21 protein-coding genes and 1 tRNA gene are annotated in these 25,822 nt (G+C 32.1%); 21 read left to right on the top strand and 1 reads right to left on the bottom strand.

From position 1 onward, the window contains the following. The first annotated feature begins 27 nt into the window (after window positions 1-27). From OCV48_RS06635 to OCV48_RS06695, 13 genes are all read left to right on the top strand, one after another. On the top strand, window positions 28-312 hold the full coding sequence (locus OCV48_RS06635; RefSeq protein WP_147591456.1) for an EscU/YscU/HrcU family type III secretion system export apparatus switch protein: 285 nt from the start codon (window positions 28-30) through the stop codon (window positions 310-312). Window positions 313-327: 15 nt separating this feature from the next. After that, entirely contained in the window at window positions 328-795 is a 468-nt protein-coding gene (locus tag OCV48_RS06640; protein WP_147591457.1) for a YraN family protein, read from the top strand. Window positions 796-797: 2 nt separating this feature from the next. Next, a complete protein-coding gene (gene pgeF, locus OCV48_RS06645) occupies window positions 798-1,640 on the top strand; it encodes a peptidoglycan editing factor PgeF (protein ID WP_262559290.1) in 843 nt (280 codons plus the stop codon). 72 nt (window positions 1,641-1,712) lie between these two features. Further along, complete coding sequence (locus tag OCV48_RS06650; RefSeq protein ID WP_021982833.1) at window positions 1,713-3,089, top strand: DUF512 domain-containing protein; 1,377 nt, start codon at window positions 1,713-1,715, stop codon at window positions 3,087-3,089. Between the two features lie 26 nt (window positions 3,090-3,115). Then, window positions 3,116-4,444, top strand: coding sequence for a ribosome biogenesis GTPase Der (der, locus tag OCV48_RS06655; RefSeq protein ID WP_021982834.1), 1,329 nt, complete (start codon window positions 3,116-3,118; stop codon window positions 4,442-4,444). Window positions 4,445-4,446: 2 nt separating this feature from the next. Then, window positions 4,447-5,109 (top strand): glycerol-3-phosphate 1-O-acyltransferase PlsY, encoded by a 663-nt coding sequence (gene plsY / locus OCV48_RS06660; protein ID WP_021982835.1) that lies wholly within the window; start codon window positions 4,447-4,449, stop codon window positions 5,107-5,109. A gap of 129 nt (window positions 5,110-5,238) precedes the next feature. Then, on the top strand, window positions 5,239-6,246 hold the full coding sequence (locus OCV48_RS06665) for an NAD(P)H-dependent glycerol-3-phosphate dehydrogenase (protein WP_021982836.1): 1,008 nt from the start codon (window positions 5,239-5,241) through the stop codon (window positions 6,244-6,246). 21 nt (window positions 6,247-6,267) lie between these two features. Then, window positions 6,268-8,751 carry a helix-turn-helix transcriptional regulator gene (locus tag OCV48_RS06670; RefSeq protein ID WP_021982837.1) on the top strand — a complete coding sequence of 828 codons (2,484 nt, stop codon included), beginning with the start codon at window positions 6,268-6,270 and terminating at the stop codon, window positions 8,749-8,751. Window positions 8,752-8,848: 97 nt separating this feature from the next. Next, the gene (locus OCV48_RS06675; RefSeq protein WP_147591459.1) at window positions 8,849-9,121 is read left to right on the top strand and encodes a DUF2442 domain-containing protein; all 273 of its coding nucleotides are present in this window, start codon (window positions 8,849-8,851) and stop codon (window positions 9,119-9,121) included. A 198-nt stretch (window positions 9,122-9,319) separates the two neighbouring features. Then, on the top strand, window positions 9,320-10,768 hold the full coding sequence (locus tag OCV48_RS06680) for a 4Fe-4S dicluster domain-containing protein (RefSeq protein WP_147591460.1): 1,449 nt from the start codon (window positions 9,320-9,322) through the stop codon (window positions 10,766-10,768). Window positions 10,769-10,867: 99 nt separating this feature from the next. Continuing rightward, window positions 10,868-12,349 carry a stage IV sporulation protein A gene (gene spoIVA / locus OCV48_RS06685; RefSeq protein ID WP_021982840.1) on the top strand — a complete coding sequence of 494 codons (1,482 nt, stop codon included), beginning with the start codon at window positions 10,868-10,870 and terminating at the stop codon, window positions 12,347-12,349. Window positions 12,350-12,509: 160 nt separating this feature from the next. Next, a complete protein-coding gene (locus tag OCV48_RS06690) occupies window positions 12,510-13,964 on the top strand; it encodes an NCS2 family permease (protein ID WP_021982841.1) in 1,455 nt (484 codons plus the stop codon). Window positions 13,965-14,191: 227 nt separating this feature from the next. Next, complete coding sequence (locus OCV48_RS06695) at window positions 14,192-15,862, top strand: MutS-related protein (RefSeq protein WP_262559304.1); 1,671 nt, start codon at window positions 14,192-14,194, stop codon at window positions 15,860-15,862. A gap of 212 nt (window positions 15,863-16,074) precedes the next feature. Here the strand turns inward: OCV48_RS06695 and OCV48_RS06700 are convergent. Next, window positions 16,075-16,157: transfer RNA gene (locus OCV48_RS06700), tRNA-Leu, on the bottom strand. Between the two features lie 125 nt (window positions 16,158-16,282). Here OCV48_RS06700 and OCV48_RS06705 point away from each other — a divergent pair. The 8 genes from OCV48_RS06705 (at window position 16,283) to OCV48_RS06740 (ending at window position 25,768) form a co-directional block, all read left to right on the top strand. Continuing rightward, the gene (locus OCV48_RS06705) at window positions 16,283-16,486 is read left to right on the top strand and encodes a hypothetical protein (RefSeq protein WP_394803242.1); all 204 of its coding nucleotides are present in this window, start codon (window positions 16,283-16,285) and stop codon (window positions 16,484-16,486) included. 96 nt (window positions 16,487-16,582) lie between these two features. Next, the gene (locus tag OCV48_RS06710; protein ID WP_021982843.1) at window positions 16,583-16,918 is read left to right on the top strand and encodes a zf-HC2 domain-containing protein; all 336 of its coding nucleotides are present in this window, start codon (window positions 16,583-16,585) and stop codon (window positions 16,916-16,918) included. A 117-nt stretch (window positions 16,919-17,035) separates the two neighbouring features. Then, window positions 17,036-19,696 carry a DNA polymerase I gene (polA, locus tag OCV48_RS06715; protein WP_147591463.1) on the top strand — a complete coding sequence of 887 codons (2,661 nt, stop codon included), beginning with the start codon at window positions 17,036-17,038 and terminating at the stop codon, window positions 19,694-19,696. A 31-nt stretch (window positions 19,697-19,727) separates the two neighbouring features. After that, window positions 19,728-20,315 (top strand): dephospho-CoA kinase, encoded by a 588-nt coding sequence (gene coaE / locus OCV48_RS06720; RefSeq protein ID WP_262559306.1) that lies wholly within the window; start codon window positions 19,728-19,730, stop codon window positions 20,313-20,315. A gap of 54 nt (window positions 20,316-20,369) precedes the next feature. Continuing rightward, window positions 20,370-22,457: a cell division FtsA domain-containing protein gene (locus OCV48_RS06725; RefSeq protein WP_021982846.1), complete on the top strand. Its 2,088-nt coding sequence runs from the start codon at window positions 20,370-20,372 to the stop codon at window positions 22,455-22,457. Window position 22,458: 1 nt separating this feature from the next. Next, window positions 22,459-24,156 (top strand): sensor domain-containing diguanylate cyclase, encoded by a 1,698-nt coding sequence (locus OCV48_RS06730; RefSeq protein WP_147591465.1) that lies wholly within the window; start codon window positions 22,459-22,461, stop codon window positions 24,154-24,156. A gap of 24 nt (window positions 24,157-24,180) precedes the next feature. Further along, a complete protein-coding gene (locus OCV48_RS06735) occupies window positions 24,181-24,993 on the top strand; it encodes a GTP pyrophosphokinase (RefSeq protein WP_021982848.1) in 813 nt (270 codons plus the stop codon). Then, complete coding sequence (locus OCV48_RS06740; RefSeq protein WP_147591466.1) at window positions 24,986-25,768, top strand: pseudouridine synthase; 783 nt, start codon at window positions 24,986-24,988, stop codon at window positions 25,766-25,768. Before OCV48_RS06735 ends, OCV48_RS06740 begins: the two co-directional genes overlap by 8 nt. Window positions 25,769-25,822: the final 54 nt, after the last annotated feature.

Raw genomic sequence — 25,822 nt, forward strand, 5'->3', positions numbered from 1 at the left:
ACACAGACTCGAAAAGGAATTATTTATATGGAAGATAATGAGAAAGCTAAGAAGAAAACAGCAGTAGCACTTCAATATAATCGTGGAGATGAAGCACCAAAAGTAATAGCAACAGGAAAGGGAATACTTGCTGAGAAGATTTTGGATAAGGCTAAAGAATCAGATGTGCCTGTATATGAAGATGAAAAATTAGCAGGAACACTTTCTAAGTTAGAGATTGGTGATATGATTCCACCTGAATTATATGGAGTAGTGGCTGAAATATTAGTATTTGTTGATAAAATGGACAGGATACGCAAGAAGATATCATAAGAGGGGTATAGATAAATGAGATATAAGGATGAGAATTATAGAATAAATAATAATAAACCAAAGAATAGCAAGGCAGGGAATAGCAAGGTAAGAGATAGTAAATACCAAAATAATAATATTGATTATTATAAAATAAACAAAAGAGCCCTTGGTGAAGAATATGAGAAAATCGCAGGTGAATATATTAAGGAACTTGGATATGAAATTATTGAATATAATTACAGATGTCATTATGGGGAAATAGATATCATTGCAATGGATAAGTGTGACCTTGTATTTATAGAGGTGAAATTTAGGCATAGCGGAAAATTTGGAACACCATTCGAAGCAGTTAACAAACAGAAACAGAATACAATAATGAAAACTGCGACATATTATATTTTAGAAAATGATATACAGGAAAATACATATATAAGATTTGATATTGTTGGAATAGAAGATGACAATATTGTACTGATTAAAAATGCATTTGGAGGAATATAGACTTGAATAAGTATTTGGATAATTTAAAACAAAAATTTAATGAAGATAATAGCGATTTACCATTAATCAGATTCGAAAGTTTTGAGAAAATTCCATTTATTGAGCATGGTTTCACTACAAGATTAGGTGGTGTAAGTAAAGGGATTTTTTCAACACTAAATCTTTCATTTGCAAGAGGCGATGAAAAGGAAAAAGTTTTAGAAAATTACAGAATTGTTGCCAGAAAGATAGGTTATGATATAGATGATTTTGTGGCTTCACACCAGACACATACTACCAATATAAGAATTGTCGGTACGGAAGATAAAGGTAAAGGTATCATAAGGGAACGCGATTATGAAGACGTTGACGGACTTATGACTAATGAACCGGGCATAGTGCTATTTACATACTATGCTGACTGTGTGCCGCTTTATTTTGTGGATACGGTTAAGAAAGTAATTGCACTTTCACATTCAGGCTGGAAAGGAACTGTAAACAGAATGGGCAAAGTTACAGTTGATAAAATGGTGAGTGAATATGGCTGCGACAGAAAAGATATAATATGTGCAATAGGTCCATCTATCTGTCGTAAGTGTTATGAAGTAAGTGAAGATGTAGCGATAGAATTTAAGAAGAATTTTTCTGAAAAAGATGTGGAACAATTTCTTGATGATAAACATAACGGTAAATATCAGCTGGATTTGTGGAAAGTCAATGAACTGATTCTTAAAGAGGCAGGAATATCAGAAAATCATATCGAGAACAGGAGAATATGCACCTGTTGTAATAAAGATGTTTTGTTTTCACATCGTGGACTTAATGGACAAAGAGGAAATCTTGCTGCATTTATGGTAATAAAATAATAGAACTTTACAAATATTTAGATTACTGATAAACTAAAAGAGTATGCATTTAGAAAGCAGGAAGATTTATTAATGAAAAAAAATGAGCATATTATAAAAGAAATTAAGGAAGGTTCGATAGCCGAAGAGTTCGATTTAGAGCCAGGAGATGTCATTTTAAAGATTAATGATAATGACATTGAAGATATATTTGATTATCAGTATTTTGTTGAGGATGAATATATCGAGGTTTTAGTAAGAAAAACTGATGGTGAGGAATGGCTCTTAGAGATAGATAAGGATCCTGATGAAGATTTAGGTATAGTGTTTGAGAATGGTCTTATGGACAATTACAGAAGTTGTCAGAATAAGTGTATGTTCTGTTTTATCGACCAGATGCCTAAAGGCATGAGAGAAACATTATATTTTAAAGATGATGATTCGAGACTATCATTTCTACAGGGTAATTATGTTACACTCACTAATATGAGTATGAAAGACATTGATAGAATTATCAGATATCATTTAGGACCTATAAACATTTCTGTTCATACAACTAATAAAGAGTTGAGATGTAAAATGCTTAATAATCGTTTTGCAGGAGATGCTTTAGATAAAATCAGAATTTTATATGAAGCAGGAATTGAAATGAATGGACAGGTTGTTCTGTGCAAAGGTGTTAATGATAAAGATGAACTTAAGAGAACAATTGAAGATATAGGAAGTTATCTTCCTATAATGAGAAGTGCATCAGTTGTTCCGGCAGGACTTACAAAATACAGAGATGGTTTATATCCGTTAGAAAGTTTTAATAAAGAAGATGCCTGTGAAGTTATTGATTTAATAGAGAGTTATCAGAAAATATTCTATGATAAATATGGACTCCATTTTATTCAGGCAAGTGATGAATGGTATATATTAGCTGAAAGAGATTTTCCAGAAGAAGAAAGGTATGATGGATATATACAGCTTGAAAATGGTGTTGGAATGATGAGGCTTCTGTGGAATGAATTTATGGAGTATTACGAAAGTCTTGAACCTGTTGAAATTGAGAAAGAATTAGTGGTCTCTTTAGCAACAGGAGTTTTGGCCTATGATATGATTAACAAGATGGCAAAATTAATCGAGAAAAAGATTAAAAATGTCAAAGTGAATTGTTATAAGATAATAAACAATTTTTTTGGAGAAAAGATTACAGTATCAGGTCTGATTACGGGAACGGATTTAATTGACCAGCTTAAGGATAAAGAACTTGGCGACAGGTTACTGCTTCCTAATAACATATTAAGAAGTGGTGAAGATGTATTTCTAGATGACTACAAATTACAAGAAGTCAGTGATAGATTAGGTGTTCCGATAGTTATAACGAAATCTGATGGAGAGGGTTTTGTTAATGCCATTTTAAATGGTGATGGCCAGAATAAAGATAATGGTAATTTTGTATATATTAAAGCATATGATAACGATTAAGACTTATAGAAAAGGAGAATATATAGATGAGTAAACAAGTAGTAGCAATCGTAGGCAGACCAAATGTCGGTAAGTCCACATTGTTCAATGCATTAGCAGGTGAAATGATATCGATTGTTAAAGATACACCTGGTGTTACAAGAGATAGAATCTATGCGGACGTAACTTGGTTAGATAAAACATTTACGCTTATTGATACTGGTGGAATTGAACCAGACTCTAATGATGTAATACTTTCACAGATGAGAGAACAGGCTGAAATTGCGATAAATACAGCAGATGTTATTGTATTTATTACAGATGTAAGGCAGGGACTTGTAGATTCTGATGCTAAAGTAGCTGATATGTTAAGAAGAAGCAAGAAGCCTGTAGTACTTGTTGTCAATAAAGTAGATAGTTTTGAAAAATTTATGCCTGATGTGTATGAATTCTATAATCTTGGAATCGGTGATCCAATTCCGGTTTCGGCAGCCTCAAGACTTGGAATCGGCGATATGTTAGAAGAAGTGTGTAAGCATTTTAATGATGATGACACTGAGGATGAGGAAGATGACAGACCTAGAGTGGCAATAGTTGGTAAGCCAAATGTTGGTAAATCTTCTATTATTAATAAATTACTTGGTGAAGACAGAGTTATTGTCTCTAATATCGCAGGAACTACAAGAGATGCAGTAGACACAGAGATTAAGAGAAATGGAAAAGAATATGTATTTATTGACACTGCGGGACTTAGAAGAAAATCTAAAATCAAAGAGGAATTAGAAAGATACAGTATTATACGAACTGTTACCGCTGTAGACAGAGCTGATGTGGTCGTAGTAGTAATTGATGCAACTGAGGGGGTAACCGAACAGGATGCAAAGATTGCGGGAATTGCACATGAGCGTGGTAAGGGGGTAATAATTGCGGTTAATAAATGGGACGCAATTGAGAAAAATGACAAAACAATATATGAACATACAAATAAGATAAGAGAAGTCCTTGCATATATGCCTTATGCAGAAATGATATTTATCTCGGCGCAGACAGGGCAGAGACTTAATAAATTATTTGATTTGATTGATATGGTTATTCAGAACCAGAATTTAAGAATTGCCACAGGCGTACTTAATGAGATTATGGCAGAGGCAGTTGCATTACAGCAGCCACCATCTGATAAAGGTAAGAGATTAAAACTCTACTATATGACACAGGTTGCGGTTAAACCGCCGACATTTGTTATCTTTGTTAATGATAAAGAACTTATGCATTTCTCATATACAAGATATATTGAGAATAAAGTGCGTGAGGCATTTGGATTTAAGGGAACAGCCTTAAAATTTATTATAAGAGAACGTAAAGATAAAGAGGATTAATTATGGAACGTATTATTTGTATTGTAATAGGATATATATTTGGATTATTCCAGACAGGATATATTTATGGTAAGTTAAATCATGTTGACATAAGAGATTATGGAAGTGGCAATGCAGGAACAACTAATGCAATGCGTGTGCTTGGTAAAAAAGCTGGAATAATTACATATTTAGGCGATTGTTTAAAAGCCGTTGCAGCAAGCTTAGTTATATATTTCCTGTTTAAGTCACAGCCTTCTGATTATCTGTTTATGTTAAAGATTTATGGTGGACTTGGTGTTGTACTAGGACATAATTTTCCGTTCTATATGGGATTTAAAGGTGGAAAAGGAATTGCAGCATCATCAGGTGTTATACTTGGTTTAGGAGATATGAAGCTTACACTTATTGCATTATTTACATTTGTTATTGTAACTGTTCTTACTAAATATGTATCAGTAGGTTCGCTTACGATGATGGCAGGTTTCTTTGTTGAATTTATTGTTTTCAACGAACTTAAGATTATTGGTTTCAAAAATAATATGCATTTTATGGGAAATGAAAGAATAGAAGTATATATACTTGTATTTGTAATATCAGCATTGGCATTTATTAAACACAGAGCTAATATCCAGAGATTGATTGCTGGTAATGAAAGAAAGATTGGACAGAAGAAAGATTTGTAATAAATAAATGAAAAATTTGTAATAAATAAATGAAAAATTTGTAATAAATTATTCTGACATAAATTGGCAATATCTGTAATAACAGAAATATGCGTGCATCATATAATGGCACAGAAATGAGGTAAAATTATGGCAAAAGTATCTGTATTAGGAGCAGGTGGCTGGGGTATCGGCATCGCCGTATTACTTAATAACAATGGTCATCAGGTTACTATCTGGTCAGCAGTTGACAGAGAAGTAGAAATGTTAAAAGAGAAAAGAGAGAATACAATAAGTCTCCCTGGTATTGTAATAGATGAGAATATCAAGATTACAAATAATTTGAACGAAGCTATAGATGATGAAGATATAATTGTTATGGCAGTTGCTTCATCATTTGTAAGAAGTACATCAGCAAAATTAAAAGGCTTAATTAAAGATGGACAGATTATTGTAAATGTCGCAAAGGGTATTGAAGAAGAGACTCTTATGACACTTACTGATATAATTAAACAGGAAGTGCCTAATGCAGATGTAGCGGTTCTGTCCGGACCGAGCCATGCTGAAGAAGTAGGAAGAGGCATACCTACAACCTGCGTTGTCGGTGCAGATACAAAGAAAACGGCAGAGCTTCTTCAGAATGTGTTCTCCTCACCAGTATTCAGAGTATATACAAGTCCTGATGTATTAGGAATTGAATTAGGCGGTGCTTTAAAGAATGTTATAGCTTTGGCAGCAGGAATTGTTGACGGCTTAGGATATGGAGATAATACACAGGCAGCACTTTTAACAAGAGGTATCGCTGAAATCGCACGACTTGGCGTGGCAATGGGAGCAAAACCACTTACACTTTATGGCCTGTCAGGAATTGGTGACCTTATTGTTACCTGCGGAAGTATGCACAGCAGAAACAGAAGAGCCGGAATACTTATCGGACAGGGATATTCAATGTCAGAGGCAATCAAAGAAGTCAATATGGTTGTCGAAGGCGTATATGCCGCTAAATCAGCTAAAAAATTAGCTGCGAAATATAATGTTAAGATGCCTATAATAGATACTGTAAATATGGTTTTATTCGAAGGAAAAAATGCAAGAGATGCAGTTAATGAGTTAATGGTGAGAGATAAAACGAATGAAAATGTAGATTTAGATTGGTAAACTACAGGAATTGGAGGGTGTATGGCTGTTGTAAAGAGATACAATCCAAATAAATTTTATTTTTCAGACCGGCTTACAGAGAAACTAGAGTCGATTTGCGAAAGCAATCTTACAGTTGTAGAAGCACCAACAGGTTTTGGTAAAACTACTTCTGTCAGAAATTTTCTAAATAATGTAGATGAACCTGTGTTATGGATGACTATCGAAAATGATGACAGGGAATATTTCTTTGAGGAAATATGTAATCATATACATAATATTGACAGTGTTATAGCAGGAAAGTTAAGGGCTGTTGGTTGTCCGGAAGACTTAGAGATGTCTAATAAAATAGCAGGTATATTATCTGAACTTGATTTACCAGAGAAATATATAGTTGTATTTGATAATTTTCAGTATATTTCTAATACGATAATAGGAAAAACGATTATTAAATTATTAGATGTGTTTGAGGATTCGGTAAGGTTTGTCGTACTTACACAGACTGTTAAATCAACATCGATGATTGACCTGATTTTCAATAACAGAATTAATTATATCGGTAAGAGTGATTTAGAATTCAACCACGAAGAAATTAAAATGTATTTCAGGGAATGTGGAATTAAATTAGATGACAATGAAGTGGATTATCTGTTCAAGTATACAGAAGGTTGGATTAGTGCAATCTATCTGCAAATGTTACATTATCTGTCTAATAATGAATTTGAACCGGATGCAGGAATAGATAAGCTTGTATGTAAGGCAATCTGGGATAAGATATCTATAGAAGAACAGGACTTTCTGATTTTAATATCAATTTATGACAGTTTTTCGCTTAAACAGGCATTATTTATCGGTGGAGATGAATTAACTGCTGACGAAATCAAGAAATTATTAAAATCTAATTCGTTTATAAGGTATGATTCCAGGGATAGAAAATATTTCACACATTCAATTTTAAGATATTATCTTAAGTCAGAATTTGATAAATTAGATATAATAGTTAAGAAACGTGTTTATGAGAAAGCTGCAAAATGGTATGAAGAGAATGAGAATTACTATCAGGCTCTTGAATATTATTATAAGATAAGAAAATATGATGATATTTATTATATGAGCATTTCATTAGAGGATATTGTTCCACACCTTACTAAAGATAATAAGAATATGTTTCTACAGATAGTATCAGGTGTGTCATTAGAGACTAAGGAACAGAATCTAAGAAGAAGTATTATTTTTTCATTTGCATTATTTATATACAATGAGAAAGATTTCTTTAATAAAGAATGTGAAATAATTACTGAGATGATAGATAATTCTAAGTATTTAAGACAACGTGAGAAAGACATTTTACATGGCGAAGTTATGTTCATTAATTCTTTTGGTAAATATAATGACCTTAATAAAATGTATGATATGTATGTGAAAGCATATGAATATATGCAGTCACCATCGTCAATATATTCAGATAAGATAAGTATCATTTTCAAGAACCCATCGGTGCTTGGCTGTTTTCATAGTAAGAGTGGCGAAGCAGTAAAAGAGTTAGAGAATTTTGAAAAAACAATGATTTATTATTACAAACTTACGGCGGGTAACAGCAAAGGTTTAGAGGCAGTAATGAGAGCAGAAATATTGTTCAATCAGGGCAATTTTCAAGATGCTGAACTGTTATGCCAGAAGGCATTATATATGGCAGAGACAAGAGGGCAGGTTAGTGTATACATATGTACGATGTTTCTGATGGTAAGGATATCAGGTTTTCAGGGTGACTATGATAATATTAAATATAATTTCCAGAGTATCAGAAAGAAGATTGAGAATACCGGAGAAAATGATAAATCATCTATGGCTGATTTGTGTGAGGGATATATGTATATGCTTATCGGAAAGCCAAGTTCAATACCTAACTGGCTGAAGGATGAGAAGAGTATAGAAGTAAGATGTCCGATTTTACCCCTTGTAATGGCAAATATTATCTATGCAAGATACTTGATTTCTAATAATGAATATTCTAAATTCTTAGGAATAAGCGGACAGATGTTAGGTTCTACAAAGGTATATAATAATATACTCTTTGAAATCTATTTATACATATTTATTGCACATGCTAATTATAAATTAGGTAATAAAGTTAAGGCAATCAAGTTCTTAAATGAAGCAGTAGATATAGCTAAGAATGATAAGTTTATTATTCCTTTTGTGGAGAATTATTCTTTGATAGAAGATATATATGAAGCCGATGCAAAACATCAGGACAGAATAGATTTTATGAATGATGTAATCGCATGTTACCGTAAATATGACAGAAAGTTCAAAAGTGTCCAGAATTCATACAGAGAAGATATGGACTATGGACTTACTAACAGAGAACTTCAGATTGCCAGACTTGCAGCTGACAGGTTATCTAATAAGGAGATTGCTGACCAGCTTTATATCGCAGTTGGTACTGTGAAGAGTAATCTTAAGACTATTTTCAGTAAATTGCAGATTAAATCAAGGTCAGAGCTTAAGAATTTCTTTGATTAGTTTTGTGCTTTTTTCGCTAAAAATACCTCTAAAAGTGGGTGGATATTATTGAAAAAATATTTTATTATTATAATATAAAATTATAGGAGGGATTTTTATGGCTAAGATTAGAGATGTTGAAGCAAAGTATGGATATCGTCTGTTAATTGAACTGGATAGCGGAAATGTTATATATCTCAATTTGGCAGATAAGGTCGAAACTGTCAGATTTTATGATTTAAAAGATGTGAAATTATTTGACGAAGTTGAAACTGATGGCTATTCAATATATTGGGATTACAAAAGAATAGTAATAAGTTTATCAGAGATTTTTGAGATTACTAGTGTTAGGCATAAAGAAGAGATGGAAAATAAGCAAAATGCCATATGATATATTGGCATATATAGTATAACAGAATATATATGAAGGTGTCACCAATAGGTGGCACCTTTGTTGTATTTAGGAAAAAATAAAAAAATAACAAAAAAGCTCATATTATAGTAGGAAAATTTATTAATACGTGTTAGAATAGGAGATAGTTATTAATTTAACAAACTATGAGCTTTGATATTAGAAAGGAGTTCTAATATGGTATCTAATGACGCTACTATTTTAAAAATTAAGCATGATTTACTTTATGAGGTTGCGAAACTTGCATATGCCGGTGAACTTGACGATATGAAAGAGGAACTTCCATATAAATTAATTCCGGGACCACAGGCACATTTCAGATGTTGTATTTATAAGGAAAGAGAAGTAATCAGACAGAGAATAAGACTTGCTGAGGGTAAATGTCCGGGAGAGAAGCACAGTAAGAATATTGTACAGGTTATTAATTCCGCGTGTGAAGGATGTCCGATTTCAAGATATGTTGTAACAGATAATTGTCAGAAATGTATGGCAAAGGCCTGTCAGCAGTCTTGTCATTTTGGGGCAATATCAATGACAAGGGACAGAGCATATATAGATCCATCTAAATGTAAGGAGTGTGGACAATGTTCAAAGGCATGTCCATATAATGCGATTGCAGATCTTATGAGACCTTGTAAGAGAAGCTGTCCTGTTGATGCAATAACTATGGATGAGAATGGCCTGTGTGAAATAGATGAGACAAAATGTATCCAGTGTGGTAAATGTATTCACAGTTGTCCATTCGGTGCAATCAGTTCTAAATCATTTATAGTAGATATTATAAATGATATAAGAGCAGGAAAAAGAGTTGTTGCTATGTTAGCACCTTCTACTGAGGGACAGTTTGGTGATGATATTACGATGGCAAGCTGGAGAACAGCACTTATGAAGATTGGTTTTGCTGATATGGTGGAAGTTGGTTTAGGTGCAGATATGACCGCAGCTTCAGAAGCAGAGGAGTGGGCGGCAGCGTTTAAAGAGGGCAAGAAGATGACAACTTCATGCTGTCCAGCATTTGTTAATCTTATTAAACAACATTTTCCAACATTGTTAGAGAATGTTTCTACTACAGTATCACCTATGTGTGCAGTTTCAAGAATGTTAAAGGCACAGGATCCAGATGTGGTTACTGTATTTATAGGACCGTGTGTGGCTAAGAAGAGCGAGGCAGCAGATGAAAGTCTCGAGAATAATGCAGATTATGTGCTTACATTTGGTGAGATAAGAGCGATGTTAAGAGCTAGAGATGTAACGCTTATGCCTGAAGAGAATACATTGCAGGAAGCAAGTGTATTTGGTAAGAGGTTTGGTAATGGTGGTGGTGTTGCTAATGCTGTTACGGAATGTCTGAAAGAGACAGGTGAAAATGCAGATATAAATGTTATGAAATGTGATGGAACTGCAGAATGCAAAAAGGCTTTATTGTTACTTAAAGCAGGCAGACTTCCGGCAGATTTTATAGAAGGAATGGCCTGTGAGGGCGGATGCGTAGGTGGCCCTAGCAGACATGCAGATGTACTTAAATCAAAAAAATCCAGAGATAAACTTATTAGTCAGGCAGACGAACGTAATATTCACGATAATTTAAAAAACTATGAAATGAACAGTTTTTCAATGCATAAATAGATATAGCCTAAAGGAATTTTTAATATCCTAAAATGAAAATTAAACATAAATCAATACCCTCTTGCATATATTGTATAAGCATAGCAAGGGGGTATTTCTATGGAGAAATCGAATTTATATGATGTATATAAAGATATTAATAAGAGAACAAATGGAGAAATCTATCTTGCAGTAGTCGGACCTGTAAGAACCGGAAAATCAACATTTATTAAAAGATTTATGGACCTGATGGTAATTCCGGAGATTAAAGATGAGAATATCAGGGAAAGAACCAAAGATGAACTTCCACAGAGTGCAACGGGAACGACCATAATGACTACAGAGCCTAAATTCATTCCTAAAGAAGCTGCCAAAATTGAGATATCTCCTGAAATGACAGTGAAAATAAGACTGATTGACTGTGTAGGATATATGACAAAGGGTGCAACCGGTCATATTGAGAATAATGTGGAGAGAATGGTCAAAACACCTTGGTTTGACTATGATATACCATTTACAAAGGCAGCGGAGATTGGAACTAAGAAAGTAATTAATGAACATTCTACAATAGGTATTGTAATTACGACAGATGGTTCGATCGGTGAGATTCCGAGAGAGAACTATGTAGAGCCTGAGGAAAGAACTATTAACCAGCTTAAAAGCCTAGGAAAGCCATTTGTAGTCCTGCTTAATTCAGAAAAACCATATGCTAAGGAGACAATTAGTCTTGCTGAGGATATAGCTTCAAGAAATCAGGTATCGGTAATTCCTATAAATTGTGCACAGCTAAAGAAAGATGAGATAAATAAAATATTAGAAATGGTTCTGTACGAATTTCCTATTTCAACGATAAGCTTCAGAATTCCTAAATGGGTGGAAATGTTAGATGATGAACATTATTTTAAGAAAAGTATAATTGATACTGTAAAAGAATTTATCTCTAATATGAGAAGTGTAAAAGACACATTCAGGCTTAAGGATATAACTTCAGAATATATTAAACATTCTAAGATTGATAAGAAAGATTTATCGACAGGAAATATTGATGTTAATCTTGAAATGGAAGATAAACATTATTATACGGTTCTTAGTGATCTGACAGGAATGGAGATTGATAATGAATATAATCTTATCAATGCCTTAAAGGATTATTCAAGCCTTAAGAATGAATATGATAAGTTTTCAAATGCGATGGCAGACGTTAATTTCAGAGGGTATGGTGTCGTTACACCGTCTAAGGAAGAAATAGTATTAGGTGAGCCTGAGATAATTAAGAATGGAAGTAAATACGGAATCAAGATAAAGGCAGAAGCACCATCAATTCATATGATAAAAACACAAGTGCTTACAGAAATTGCACCAATTGTCGGTAATGAGGCTCAGGCAAAAGATCTCATTGATTACATAAAATCTAATGGTGAAGAGAATGAAAATGGAATATTTGAAACTAATATATTTGGCAAATCTATCGAACAGATTGTAGAAGAGGGTATTCGTAATAAATTAGAGAAGCTTTCAGATGAAACTCAGAATAAACTAAAAGATACATTAGAAAAGATTACAAATGAAAGCAATGGCGGGGTTATATGTATAATTATATGATATATAAATATAGAGTATAGGTTTATAAAAAAATAGCATTTTATTTAACTATTTTTCATAAAATATACTTTTTCTTGCAAATGTAAAAACTTCATAGTATACTCATTGTAGACCGCTTTTTAAGGAAGCGGTTTTACAATTTAAAAAGGAGGAAGTTTGAATGTTAGAAAGATTTTTCAAACTAAAGGCTAATAATACAACTGTTAAAGTTGAAGTATTAGCAGGTATTACTACATTTATGACAATGGCTTATATCATTGCTCTCAATCCTAATTTATTAACAGGTTTTGGAGTCGGGGGAGCTACTTGTCCGACAGATGGTACAGGCGGTTTATGGAATGCAGTATTCCTTGCAACTGTATTATCATCAGCAGCAGGTACATTGATTATGGCATTACTTGCTAATAAGCCATTTGCATTAGCACCTGGTATGGGACTTAACTCATACTTTGCGTCAGTAGTAGTTGCAATTTGTTCAGCAGCAGGTTATACATCTTATGAAAAAGGTTTTGGTGCTGCATTATCAATTATTCTTATTTCAGGTATCTTATTTACTATTTTAACATTACTTAAAATAAGAGAGAAGATAGTAGATGCTATTCCACTTGCAGTAAGACTTGGTATTCCGGCAGGTATTGGTATGATGCTTATTCATATAGGTCTTACAACTAACTGGAGTATTTATGATGATAAAGGTAATTTATATACAATGTTAGATACTTTCTTCAATGCAGGTCCAAGTGATACTAAGAAAGCAATGGGTCCAGAATTATATAAATTAATGGTAATCGGTGTAATTGCTACGTTTGTAGGAATTATAGTAATTGCAGCATTAAGTCATAAGAAGATTAAAGCATCAATTTTACTTGGTATGGTTGCAAGTACAATCATTTATTGGGCAGGAGAATTTATATTCTTAGATGTTAACCCATTTGATGCTCTTAAAGGCAGAACATGGTTACCACCTTTCAAAGATATGGCACATTACACATTATTCAAATTTAACTTTGGCGGATTATTTGAAATCGGTGTATTCTCAGCAGTTATGACAATTATTACATTCTGCATGGTAGATATGTTCGATACGATCGGAACATTATATGGAACAGCTAAGAAAGCTAACATGCTTGATGAATCAGGAAATATGCCTGGTATGAATAAGGCAATGCTTTCTGACTCATTAGCAACATGCGTAGGTGCATGTACAGGTACATCAACAGTTACAACATTCATTGAATCAGCTTCAGGTGTTGAGGCAGGTGGACGTACAGGTCTTACATCGCTTGTTACAGGATTATTATTCCTTGCATGTATGTTTATTGCACCAATAGCAGGTATTATCCCGGCACCAGCTACATCAGCAGCTTTAGTATATGTTGGTTTTCTTATGATTAGCTCATTAAAAGAAGTTGATTATTCTGATATGGCATCAGCAGCACCTGTAGCATTATTATTAATGTTTATGACTATAACAGGTAGTGTTGGTAATGGTATTGGAATCGGATTAATTTCATATTCATTAATCAAATTATTCACAGGCAGAGGAAAAGAAGTATCTGTCTTAACATATGTACTTGCAGTGTTATTTATTGCAAAATTCTTTATAACATTCTAAATATAAATAATTATTTAAAATGATATTGATAATTTTATGTGATTAAATAAAGGTCATATAATATTCAGGTATTCAACTGATTATTATATGACCTTTTTAGTATGTGTTTTTTGTTGTAAATCCTGTTAGTGTAAATATAATTTAGTATGTGAAACTTGTTAGCATAAAAATAATGTGTTATACTATGCAACATAATTATTATGAAAACAGGAGGGCATTTAGAATATATGGTTAAATATTATATTGCAATTATAGTGGTAGTATTTGCAATCTTTCTATATAATTCAATACAATTTAGAAAACGTGAATTAGAAAAACTAAGAAAAAAGATAAAAGAGGGTTTTGGTACACCTCCTGATAGAGAATATGAAGCAGCAGAATTTGAAAAAATAGCTGCTTATTATAAGAAAAATGCCGAAAATACATTTTCTATCGATGATATAACCTGGAACGATTTAGATATGGATAGTATTTTTATGTTGTTAAATAACACTTTTTCTTCATCTGGTGAGGAATATTTATATAAAATATTAAGAACACCTGAATTTGATGAAGAGGTATTGAAGGAAAGAGATAAATTAGCAACATATTTTCAGGAAAATGAAGAGGAGACGTTCAAGATTCAGGAGGTATTTGCACGTCTTGGACGAACAAAGTCAATTTCATTAACAGAATTTATCGATAGATTCATAGGTCTTGGTAAAAGAAGTAATCTCAAACACATTATTATGGATATTCTGCTTGTGGCATCATTTGTAATGTTGTTTATAAAGCCAATTACAGGAATGGTAATGCTTATAGTTATGGTATTTGTAAATATCGGAACATATTATAAAGAAAAAGCAGAAATTGAGTCATATTTCACATGTCTGAAATATCTGATGGATATGATAAATTGTGGAAATGCTCTTATTAAGTTAGATAATGAGGGTATTTCATCATATATTGATACAGTTAAAAGTGATTTGGATAAGTTAAAGAGCATCAGTAAGGGGATATTCTGGATATCAATGAATGGAAATAGCGGTTCTCTTGGTGAGATTATTATGGAATATATTAGAATGTTATTCCATGCAGACATTATTAAATTCAACTCAGTTCTTGGAGCAACACAGAGTAATCTCGGAACAGTCGAGGAGCTTTTTATGACATTTGGCAAATTAGAAGTGGGAATTGCCATTGCATCATTCAGAAAGCTGCTTATATATACCTGTAAACCAGAATTTACAAAGGAAAAGATTGTTAGTACAGATGAAATTTATCATCCGATGATAGCTAATCCTGTAGCTAATACTATTAATGAAAACAGAAGCATTCTTATTACAGGTTCTAATGCTTCTGGTAAGTCAACTTTTTTGAAAACTATAGCAATTAACAGTATTTTAGCCCAGACTATTTATACATGTACAGCTAAAAGTTACAAGACCTGTTTCTATAAATTATATACATCTATGTCTTTACGTGATAATTTAACTAATAATGAAAGTTATTATATTGTAGAGATTAAATCAATTAAAAGAATCTTAGATAGTATTAATGATGAGATACCAACTCTTTGTTTTGTAGATGAGGTATTAAGAGGAACTAATACTATAGAGAGAATAGCGGCATCTTCTCATATACTTAAATCACTTACTGATAAGAACGCACTTTGCTTTGCGGCAACACATGACATAGAACTTACAAATATATTAGAGAATATTTATTCTAATTATCATTTTACGGAAGATGTTAAAGATGATGATGTTTTATTTAGTTATAAGTTATTGAGTGGCAGAGCAACATCAAGAAATGCAATTAAGCTTCTTAATATAATAGGTTTTGATAAAAAAATTGTAAATGAAGCTGAAAATATGGCAAGTAATTTCAGTCTAAATGGAGAGTGGGAGGTACTTTAGGATGTATATGTTATTTTATTATTGTATAGGAAATATGACGAAATTTTCTGCATAGTAATGAAATAGTTGATATGCTAAAAGAACCTATATGATGAAATGAGAGCTATAGGATAAAATATATTGATGTCAAATATATTAAGTTGTTGGAAATAAAATTAAGAATGATATAAAAAAGGTATATAGAAACTAATCTATATACCTTTTAAAGTTAGTGCAGGTGGCGGGACTTGAACCCGCACGATGTTGCCACCGTCAGATTTTGAGTCTGATGCGTCTGCCATTCCGCCACACCTGCGTTGTAATTCGTGCAGAAAACATTTTATCATTTTAACTAAAACTTGTCAATGAATTTTAAATATTTTATGGTATTTTAAAATTATAAAACATTAGGATATAGACTATTTTTGTCAGGAATTAGGTTTGATAGATGAAAAAGAAAATGATAAGGAATGTCTAAAACATAATATTGTTCCATTTATAATTGATGACAGGCATAAGTTATATTACTATCGTGACTTAAAAGAATTTGAAAATGAGCCGGGATATCTTACTGATACCTGCCGCTCGGCACAGGATAATTATAAATTACTATTAGATTATTTTGAAATTCCATATAACGCATAGATACTAAATTAATCCTTTATAAATCATTAAAAATTTGGTATATTATTAGTGTTGCATATTAATAATTATATTAATTATCCGGAATGGAGAATGACTATGAAGTGTGAAGAATTTAACAGGTTACTTCCTAAATTTATAGATGATACATTAGAAAGTGAATATTATGATGAATTTGTGAATCATGCCAAAGAATGTTATGATTGCAGAGATGAATTAGAGATACACTATATGATAAGAGTAGGTCTTGAGAGAATCGAAAATGATTCAGGAAAATCGTTTGACATACGAGGAGAATTAGAAAATCGTCTGTCGGAATATGAGAACAGGGCAGATTTGATATTTAAAAGAAATGTATATAAAAATGTTATTGTTGCCTTGGCAGAAATTTGTGCATTAGCAGTTAGTATAATACAAATAATAAAGCTTATATAAAGTAATTTATAAAATATTAATTATAAAAATTGTAGAGTTTATTTTAAATTATATAAAATATATGTTGTAAATGCATTATTTAACATTGTATGTTTATGATGCGGAAATGAGGAAAAAGTGGAAAAAAAATTAGTATTAATAGATGGACACAGTATTTTAAACAGAGCATTTTATGGAGTTCCAGATTTAACTAATTCAGCAGGACTTCATACTAATGCTGTTTATGGCTTTCTTAATATAATGTTTAAGATACTTGAGGAGGAGAATCCTACCAATCTTGCAGTGGCATTTGATGTTAAGCAGCCGACATTCAGACATATAATGTATGCAGAGTACAAAGGAACAAGAAAACCAATGCCAGAAGAATTAAGAGAACAGGTGCCTCTTATTAAAGAAGTCTTACAGGCTATGAATATACGAATTGTAGAACTGCCGGGCTATGAAGCTGATGATGTACTTGGTACATTAGCAAAACGTGGCGAGAAAGAGAATATGTCAGTAAGTGTTATTACAGGTGATAGAGATTTACTTCAGCTTGCTACAGATAAAATCTTAATCCGTATTCCAAAGACTAAGAAAGGTACTACGGAAGTTGAGAACTATTATGACAAGCAGGTAGAGGAGAAATATCAGGTAACACCGATAGAATTTATAGATGTGAAGGCACTTATGGGTGATACAGCAGATAATATACCCGGTGTGCCATCAGTCGGTGAGAAAACAGCCACATCGTTAATAGTCCAGTATCATTCGGTTGAGAATCTGTATAAACATATAGATGAGATTACTAAGAAGAAATTAAAAGAGAATTTAGAGAATAACAAAGATAAAGCATTTATGAGTAAAACTCTTGCTACGATTAATATAGAATCTCCTGTTGAACTTGATTTTGCAGAAACAGAACTTGATAATATCTTCACTGAAAAAGCATATGAAATCATGAAAAAATTAGAATTCAAAAGTATTATCAGTAAATTCGATAAAAATATTAAAGATTCAGATAATTCTGATATAAAAATCGAAGGAAAACTTATAGAAGATTATGATGAAGCAGGAAAAATATTTAAAAAGGCATATAAAGCCTCTGATATCGGTCTTAATATAAGTGGCGATGATGAAAGTAAAGAGATTACTGCATTATCCATTGCATTTTCAACAGAGGAAATCTATGTTATTAAGAAACAGTGGTTTATTAATGATGCTTATCTTAAGGAAAATCTTAAGAAACTTTTTGTGGATAACAAGGTAAGAATTAGTCTTATTAATCTTAAGAGACATCTTAAATATATTGATAATGATGAATTTAATTCAGATAAGATATTTGATAATGAGATTGCAGCTTATCTTATGAATCCTCTTAAAGATACTTATAATTATGACGATATTGCAAGAGATTACTTAAATATGACTTTACCATCAAAAAGTGAATTATTAGGTAAAGATACATTTGATAAAGCTATCAGTGAACAGACAGAAAACTTTATAAAATACAGTTCATACAGTGCAGCAGTCCCTTTTATGTCAAAGGACATTCTTGAGGTTGAATTAAAGAACAGCGGGCAGTTAGAACTATTTAATAATATAGAGATGCCTTTAATATATGCCCTTAACCGTATGGAGAATGAGGGTATAATGATAGAAAGAGATGAATTAGCGGCATATGGTAAAGTTCTAGGTGAAAAAATCGTTAAGTTAGAGAAAGACATTTATGAAGAAGTCGGTACTGAATTCAATATTAATTCACCTAAGCAGCTTGGAGAGATATTATTTGTTAAAATGGGAATTGAGGGTGGCAAGAAGACGAAAACCGGATATTCCACATCAGCAGAGGTATTAGAAAAATTAGCACCTGATTATCCCGTGGTTAATAAGATACTAGAATACAGACAATTAACTAAATTAAAGTCAACCTATGCAGATGGACTGGCGAATTATATTAGAAGTGATGGTAGAATACATGGTAAGTTTAACCAGACTATTACTGCAACAGGAAGAATAAGCAGCACAGAGCCTAATCTTCAGAATATTCCAATCCGAATGGATATGGGCAAGAAATTCAGAAGAGTGTTTGTACCTAAGGAGGGTTGTGTGTTCATTGATGCGGACTATTCACAGATAGAATTAAGGGTGCTTGCACATATTTCAAATGATGAAAATCTTATAGAAGCATATAAATCAGCACAGGATATTCATAGAATTACTGCATCTAAGGTATTTAATACGCCATTAGAAGAAGTTACAGATACACAGAGAAGTAACGCTAAGGCAGTTAACTTTGGTATCGTTTACGGAATAAGTTCATTTGGACTTAGTCAGGACCTTAGCATTTCAAGAAAACAAGCAAAAGAATATATAGAACAGTATTTTGTGACATATCCAAAGATTAAGGAATTTCTTGATAAAACCGTAGCCGATGCAAAGAAAAATGGTTATGTAACAACACTTTCAGGTAGAAGAAGACCAATTCCTGAACTTAAATCAAGCAACTTTATGCAGAGGTCTTTTGGTGAACGAATAGCTATGAATTCGCCTATTCAGGGAACCGCTGCAGATATAATTAAGATTGCAATGATAAATGTTGACAGAGAATTATTAGACAGAAAGTTAAAGTCAAGAATTGTGCTTCAGGTTCATGATGAACTGTTAGTTGAGACATATGAGGACGAAATCGAAGAAGTTAAGAATATACTTGAAGACAAAATGAAGAATGCCATGCAGCTTCGTGTTAATATGGAAATAGGCCTTGGAATTGGTAAAAACTGGCTAGAAGCACATTAATATACTAATGTATTTAGAAATGAGGATTAAAATGATAATTGGAATAACCGGAGGAATAGGAACCGGAAAATCAACAGTTTTAAAGATACTTAATGAGAAGTTTGGATTCTCTATATTTGAAGCAGATAAAATTGCACATGAACTTATGAGTAAGGGCAATGCAGTATATGATAGAATTGTCAATGAATTTGGAAATGATATACTTAAGAGTGATGGCGAAATAGACAGAAAAGTAATGTCAAGTCTGGTATTTAATAATAAAAGCCGGTTAGAAACGATTAATAATATAGTTCATCCAGCAGTGATTGATGAAATTAAGAATAGGATTGAAAGAGAGAATAAGTTAAACGGAACAGATAAGTTTGTTGTCGAGGCTGCACTACTTATTGAATCAGGCTGTGGTAAGATATGTGATAAAATCTGGTACATTTATTCAGATGATTCAATAAGAATTGAAAGACTTAAATCAGGGCGTGGAATGGAAGAAGATGCTATTAAGGCTGTTATAAAGAATCAGCTTAATTATGAAGATTTTGAAGATAAAACAGATGCAATGATTGATAATAGTTTTTCGATTGATAATACGATTAGCCAGATAGAAAAATTACTAGAGTTTTAGGTGGATTTATGATAATATAGATATGATATAATACCATTTAGTTGGAGGATTACAATGTCAGAAAGCAATATTAATATTAATAAAAAGAATTTAGTTTTCGGACTTGATATAGGTACAAGAAGTATTGTAGGTTCAGTAGGTTATCTTGAAAGCAATAATAAGTTTAATGTTGTTGCACATTATTCTAAAGAGCATGAGACAAGATCGATGATGGATGGGCAGATTCATGATATATCCAAGGTGTCTGATACTATTTCCAAGGTTAAGAAAGAGTTAGAGATACAGCTTAATATGCCTTTGAAAGATGTATGTATTGCGGCAGCCGGACGAGTTCTTAGAACCATTACCGTACATATTGATTATGAACTTCCACAGGAAGGACCTGTTACAAGTGAACAGATTTATTCATTAGATTCCATGGGAGTCGAGAAAGCCTACGAGATAATAAGAGAAAATGAACATGAGATTAAATTCTACTGTGTCGGATATACAGTAATTAAGTATTATCTTAATGATTTTGCGATTACTAATCTTGAGGGACATAAGGCTAAGAAGATATCAGCCGATGTACTGGCTACATTTTTACCAGAGGACGTAGTAGATGGTCTGTATGCAGCAGTCGAAAATGCAGACTTAAATATTGCAAATCTTACTTTAGAGCCTATAGCAGCTATCAATATAGCGATTCCTGAAAAATTTAGATTATTAAATATTGCATTAGTTGACGTTGGTGCAGGTACAAGTGATATTTCTATTACTAAAGACGGAAGCATAGTTGCTTATGGAATGATTCCAAGAGCAGGAGATGAGATTACAGAGAGTCTGGTTTCAAAATATCTCGTTGATTTTAATACTGCCGAGAAGATAAAGCGTGGTTCGCTGATGAAGAGACAGATTAATTTCAAAGATATTATGGGACTTAAGCAAAAGATTTCACCTGATGAAGTAAAAAAAGCATATAGCAGTGTTGTAGAGTCAATAACAAAGGAAATAGCCAATAAGATACTAGAGTTAAATGGCGGCAAGAGTGTAAGTGCAGTATTCGTCGTAGGTGGCGGTGGAAAGGCAGCAGGTTTTACAGAAAATCTTGCTAAATATCTTGATATCCCAAATGAACGAGTTGCATTAAGAGGTGAAGAAGTTCTTACGGAAGTTAATTTTATGCAGGAGGGTATTAAGAAAGATCCACTTCTTGTTACACCTATCGGTATCTGTATGAGCTATTATGACCATAAGAATAATTTCATATTCATTAATGTTAATAATGAAAGAATTAAACTTTATGATAATGATAAACTTACGGTAATAGATGCTGCCATGCAAATAGGTTTTCCGAATGACGGATTATTTCCAAGACGTGGAGAAGCTCTTGAATTCACAATTAATGGTGAGAAACGCCTGGTAAGAGGCGCAATTGGTGAACCGGCGGTAATAACCATTAATGGCGAAGAAGCTAATATTAATTCTAAGATAGCTAAGAATGATAATATTGTAATTGAGGAATCTACATATGGTAAACCAGCAAGCCAGAATATAGAAGGGCTTCCTGAATATAAACAGACGATGCGGTTTATAGTTAACGGACAGGCAATAGATTGTCCAAGATTTGTTGAAGTAAATGGTGAACTTAAGTCTGGAGATTATAACATCTGTCAGGGAGATAAGATAGAGATTCTTAATTATTATACATTAGGACAGGTTCTTAAATTTATGGATATAGATTTCAATAAGAAGCGTGTTAAGGTTAATAATAAGATTTCTAATGAAGATGAGAAAGTATATGAGAACTTCAGCATAGATTTTGAAGATGATGAATATGAACCTGAATATAGGGAAGATGAAGAAGATTACGAAGAAGATTATAAAGATAATCAGATAGTTGAGATTTTAGAGAACGATTTTGAATATAATAAAACAGTTAATGAAAATACAACTGCTAATATGATAATTACAGTAAATGGAACTGTTGTGGTATTAAAGAATAAGAAACAATATATCTTCGTTGATATATTGGATTTTTATCATTTTGATACAAGTGTGGCAGGGGGAAAAGAACTGGTAACCACTATAAACGGAATTAAATGTGATTTTACAAGTAAGTTAAAAGATGGAGATGTTATAGAAATTTATTGGAGGAATTAAATTGCTTAACGAAGAAGAACCCTTAATTGTTAAAAAAAGGTCATCACTCTTTAATATGATATTAGTTGTAGGACTTTGCATATATCATCTTATATTCTATACATTTAATGAAGATGTTGCGAAGATAAATATATATATTTTTCTTTCATTTGCATTATTATTTATGTTGGAATTTGTGCTTGGAAAATATGATTTCTTTAAATCAGGCTTCCTGTATATAATTATAAAGATGTTAGAGTTGAGTCTGACTGTGATAATTGTATTTAATGCAAGAAATTTTATGATTAACAGTATAATTTATGTTATGTTATATTGCTTAATTGCTTTGCAGTTATTTGTTACATATGATGTTACTGAGATTTATTCTAAGATTGAGGCGATATTTTTAAGCAGTCTGCCAATGCTAGGAGTAACATTATTTGAGATTATATTTAATGGAATAAATAATTTCTATATATTTGTATTTATGGCATTTATTATAATTATATATTTTTGTGAGTATGTAGCATTAGATATTCAGGCAGAAGTTTTAAATAAATTATATATTAAAATCAATTGCCTTAATGGAATCGCCACAGTTAACAGAGAAGAAAATGATAGTATGAAAGTCACACAGGCAAAGCTATTACATGCGAATAAACAACTGAGTATACAGAGATTTAAACTTCAGGAGGCTAATGAACAAATTATAAGGAGCAGTGAGGAGACTCAACTTCAGAATTATATAATGAAGAATTTCACGAGTTCGTTAGATATTGATAAGATGCTTAAGATTACCATAGATGCGATTATGGATGGATTGAAGTGTGATCTTGTAAGTATAGGCATAGTAAGCAATGAACCAAATGAAGATATGAATGTTATTACACATTCTGAATATACAAAAGAAAGTGGCATTAACAAAGAAATTATTAAGGAAATTGAAAGCATAAGATGTATAAAAGAGTGTCATAATCATAATATTGTTATTGAGATATCTAATTATGCAAGTGTTAAATATGAATATATAGCAGGCAGTACAATAAAATCATTAATAGTTATTCCGGCAACAATTAATGAAAATGCATACTGTGTATATACATTTGGCAGTTGTAAGAATGAATTTTTTGAGAAAAACAAAGACTTCATTCAAAATCTCAGTAACCAGATTACACTTTCAATCACTAATTTGCTTTTATATATGAAGATGCATACAATGGCGATAAAAGATCCACTTACCAATATCTATAATAGAAGACACTTTAATGTAATGTCGGATACATTTAAGAAAAATTATATTGATAAAAATAGAAAAATTTCAGTTGTTTTATTTGATATTGATAAATTTAAAAATATTAATGATACATATGGACACGTTTTTGGTGATGAGGTAATTAGTTTTTGCGGCAAAATTGCAAATAAATATGCTAAAATATATGATGGCTTTCCAGTAAGGTACGGTGGAGAAGAGTTTGTTATTGTATATACTGATAAAGATTCTGAAGAGGTCAGACAAATATGTGAAGAATTGCAAAATGAAATTAAAACAAAAAAATTTGAATATGAAAATAAAGAAATATTTATTAATATAAGTATTGGTATTGCAACATATCCTACATATTGTTCGGAATTTGAAGAATTAGTTAATGCTGCTGATAGTGCAATGTATTGTTCTAAGAAGAATGGTCGAGGAAGTATTACGGTTTATGCAGGTATGTGATTTAGAAAGGGAATGGTTGTTTAAATGGAAATACAATTATGGAGAGAATTACTAGAACCATATCAGTTAGCTGTTGATGAACTGATGGTTAAGTTTGAATATTTAATTAAGGCATACAGAAATGCAGGGAAATATTCACCTATAGAAGAGGTCAATGGAAGAGTTAAGAAGATATCAAGTATTCTTGAGAAGATGCAGAAGAAGAAGATTCAATTTGAAGATATAGAAAAAAAGATTGAGGACATTGCAGGAATAAGAATTATATGTCAGTTTGTTGAGGATATATATACTGTTGTAGACATTATTAAGAACAGAAGTGATATGACTGTTAAGGCTGAAAAGGATTATATCAATAATACAAAGCCAAGTGGATACAGAAGTTATCATCTTATAGTATACTATGATGTAATGACGCTTACGGGAACAAAACGCATTAATGTGGAGATACAGATTAGAACACTTGCAATGAATTTCTGGGCTACTATAGAACATTCATTACAGTATAAATATCGACAGAATATGCCACCACATATAAGAGAAAGACTTAGTGGTGCAGCAGCTGCGGTAATAGCTTTAGATAAAGAGATGTCGTCTGTGCGAAGTGAGATTATGGACTCACAGAATTCATTCCAGATTAAAGCACATGTGGTTGCAGTGATTCTTAACACAATCCAGAATCTGTATAATGTTGCAAATAAGCGTGAAATAGTTAAGATTCAAGACGAATTCTATAAGATTTATAAACTTGATGATATTGATGTGTTAGAGAAGTTCAGTAAGGAATTAGATATAATTGCTGAGGGATACAGAGCACAGGGAATGGAAAATTATGAGTAAAGTAATAAGACTTGACAAATTTCTTTCAGAAATGGGAATTGCATCTAGAAAAGAGACTAAAGAATATGTTAAAAAAAAGCGAATAAAGGTCAATGATACAATAGTTAAAGCATCAGATTATAAGATAGATGTACAGAAAGATATAGTTACATTTGATGGAAGAACCATAGCATACGAACAGTTTGAATATTATATGTTAAACAAGCCGGCAGGAGTAGTGTCGGCTACTGTTGATAATAACGATAGAACAGTTATTGACTTGATAGACAGCGAACGGAAAAAAGACTTATTTCCCGTCGGAAGACTTGATAAGGATACAGTTGGATTGCTTATTATAACAAATGATGGCAAGTTAGCACACAGCCTTTTATCCCCTGTAAAACATATAGACAAAAAATATTTTGCAAGGGTAGAGGGCATTATAACTGAAGAACATATTAAAAGATTTAAAGAGGGACTGAAGTTAAAAGATGGTACATTAACAAAACCTGCTCAATTAGAAATAATTAAATCAGGTAATGTAAAATCAGGTAATAAAGGATTGGATAATTCTAAATTAGAAAATGAAAAATCAAATAATATATCTGATGTTGAGATAACTATATGTGAGGGAAAATATCATCAGATAAAGAGAATGATTGCGTGTATCGGAGGAAAAGTAATCTATCTTAAAAGGTTGTCAATGGGAAGGTTAGAACTTGATGAAAACCTGCATGAAGGCGAATATAGAAGACTTACAGAAGACGAAATTAAATGTCTGCGAAATGGAGAATAGTTAGAAAAGTAATACTGATGCGATTACTTTTCTAACAGCTAATTGCTTTCGTAA

Source organism: Bovifimicola ammoniilytica (assembly GCF_025567085.1).
GTDB lineage: Bacteria > Bacillota > Clostridia > Lachnospirales > Lachnospiraceae > Bovifimicola > Bovifimicola ammoniilytica.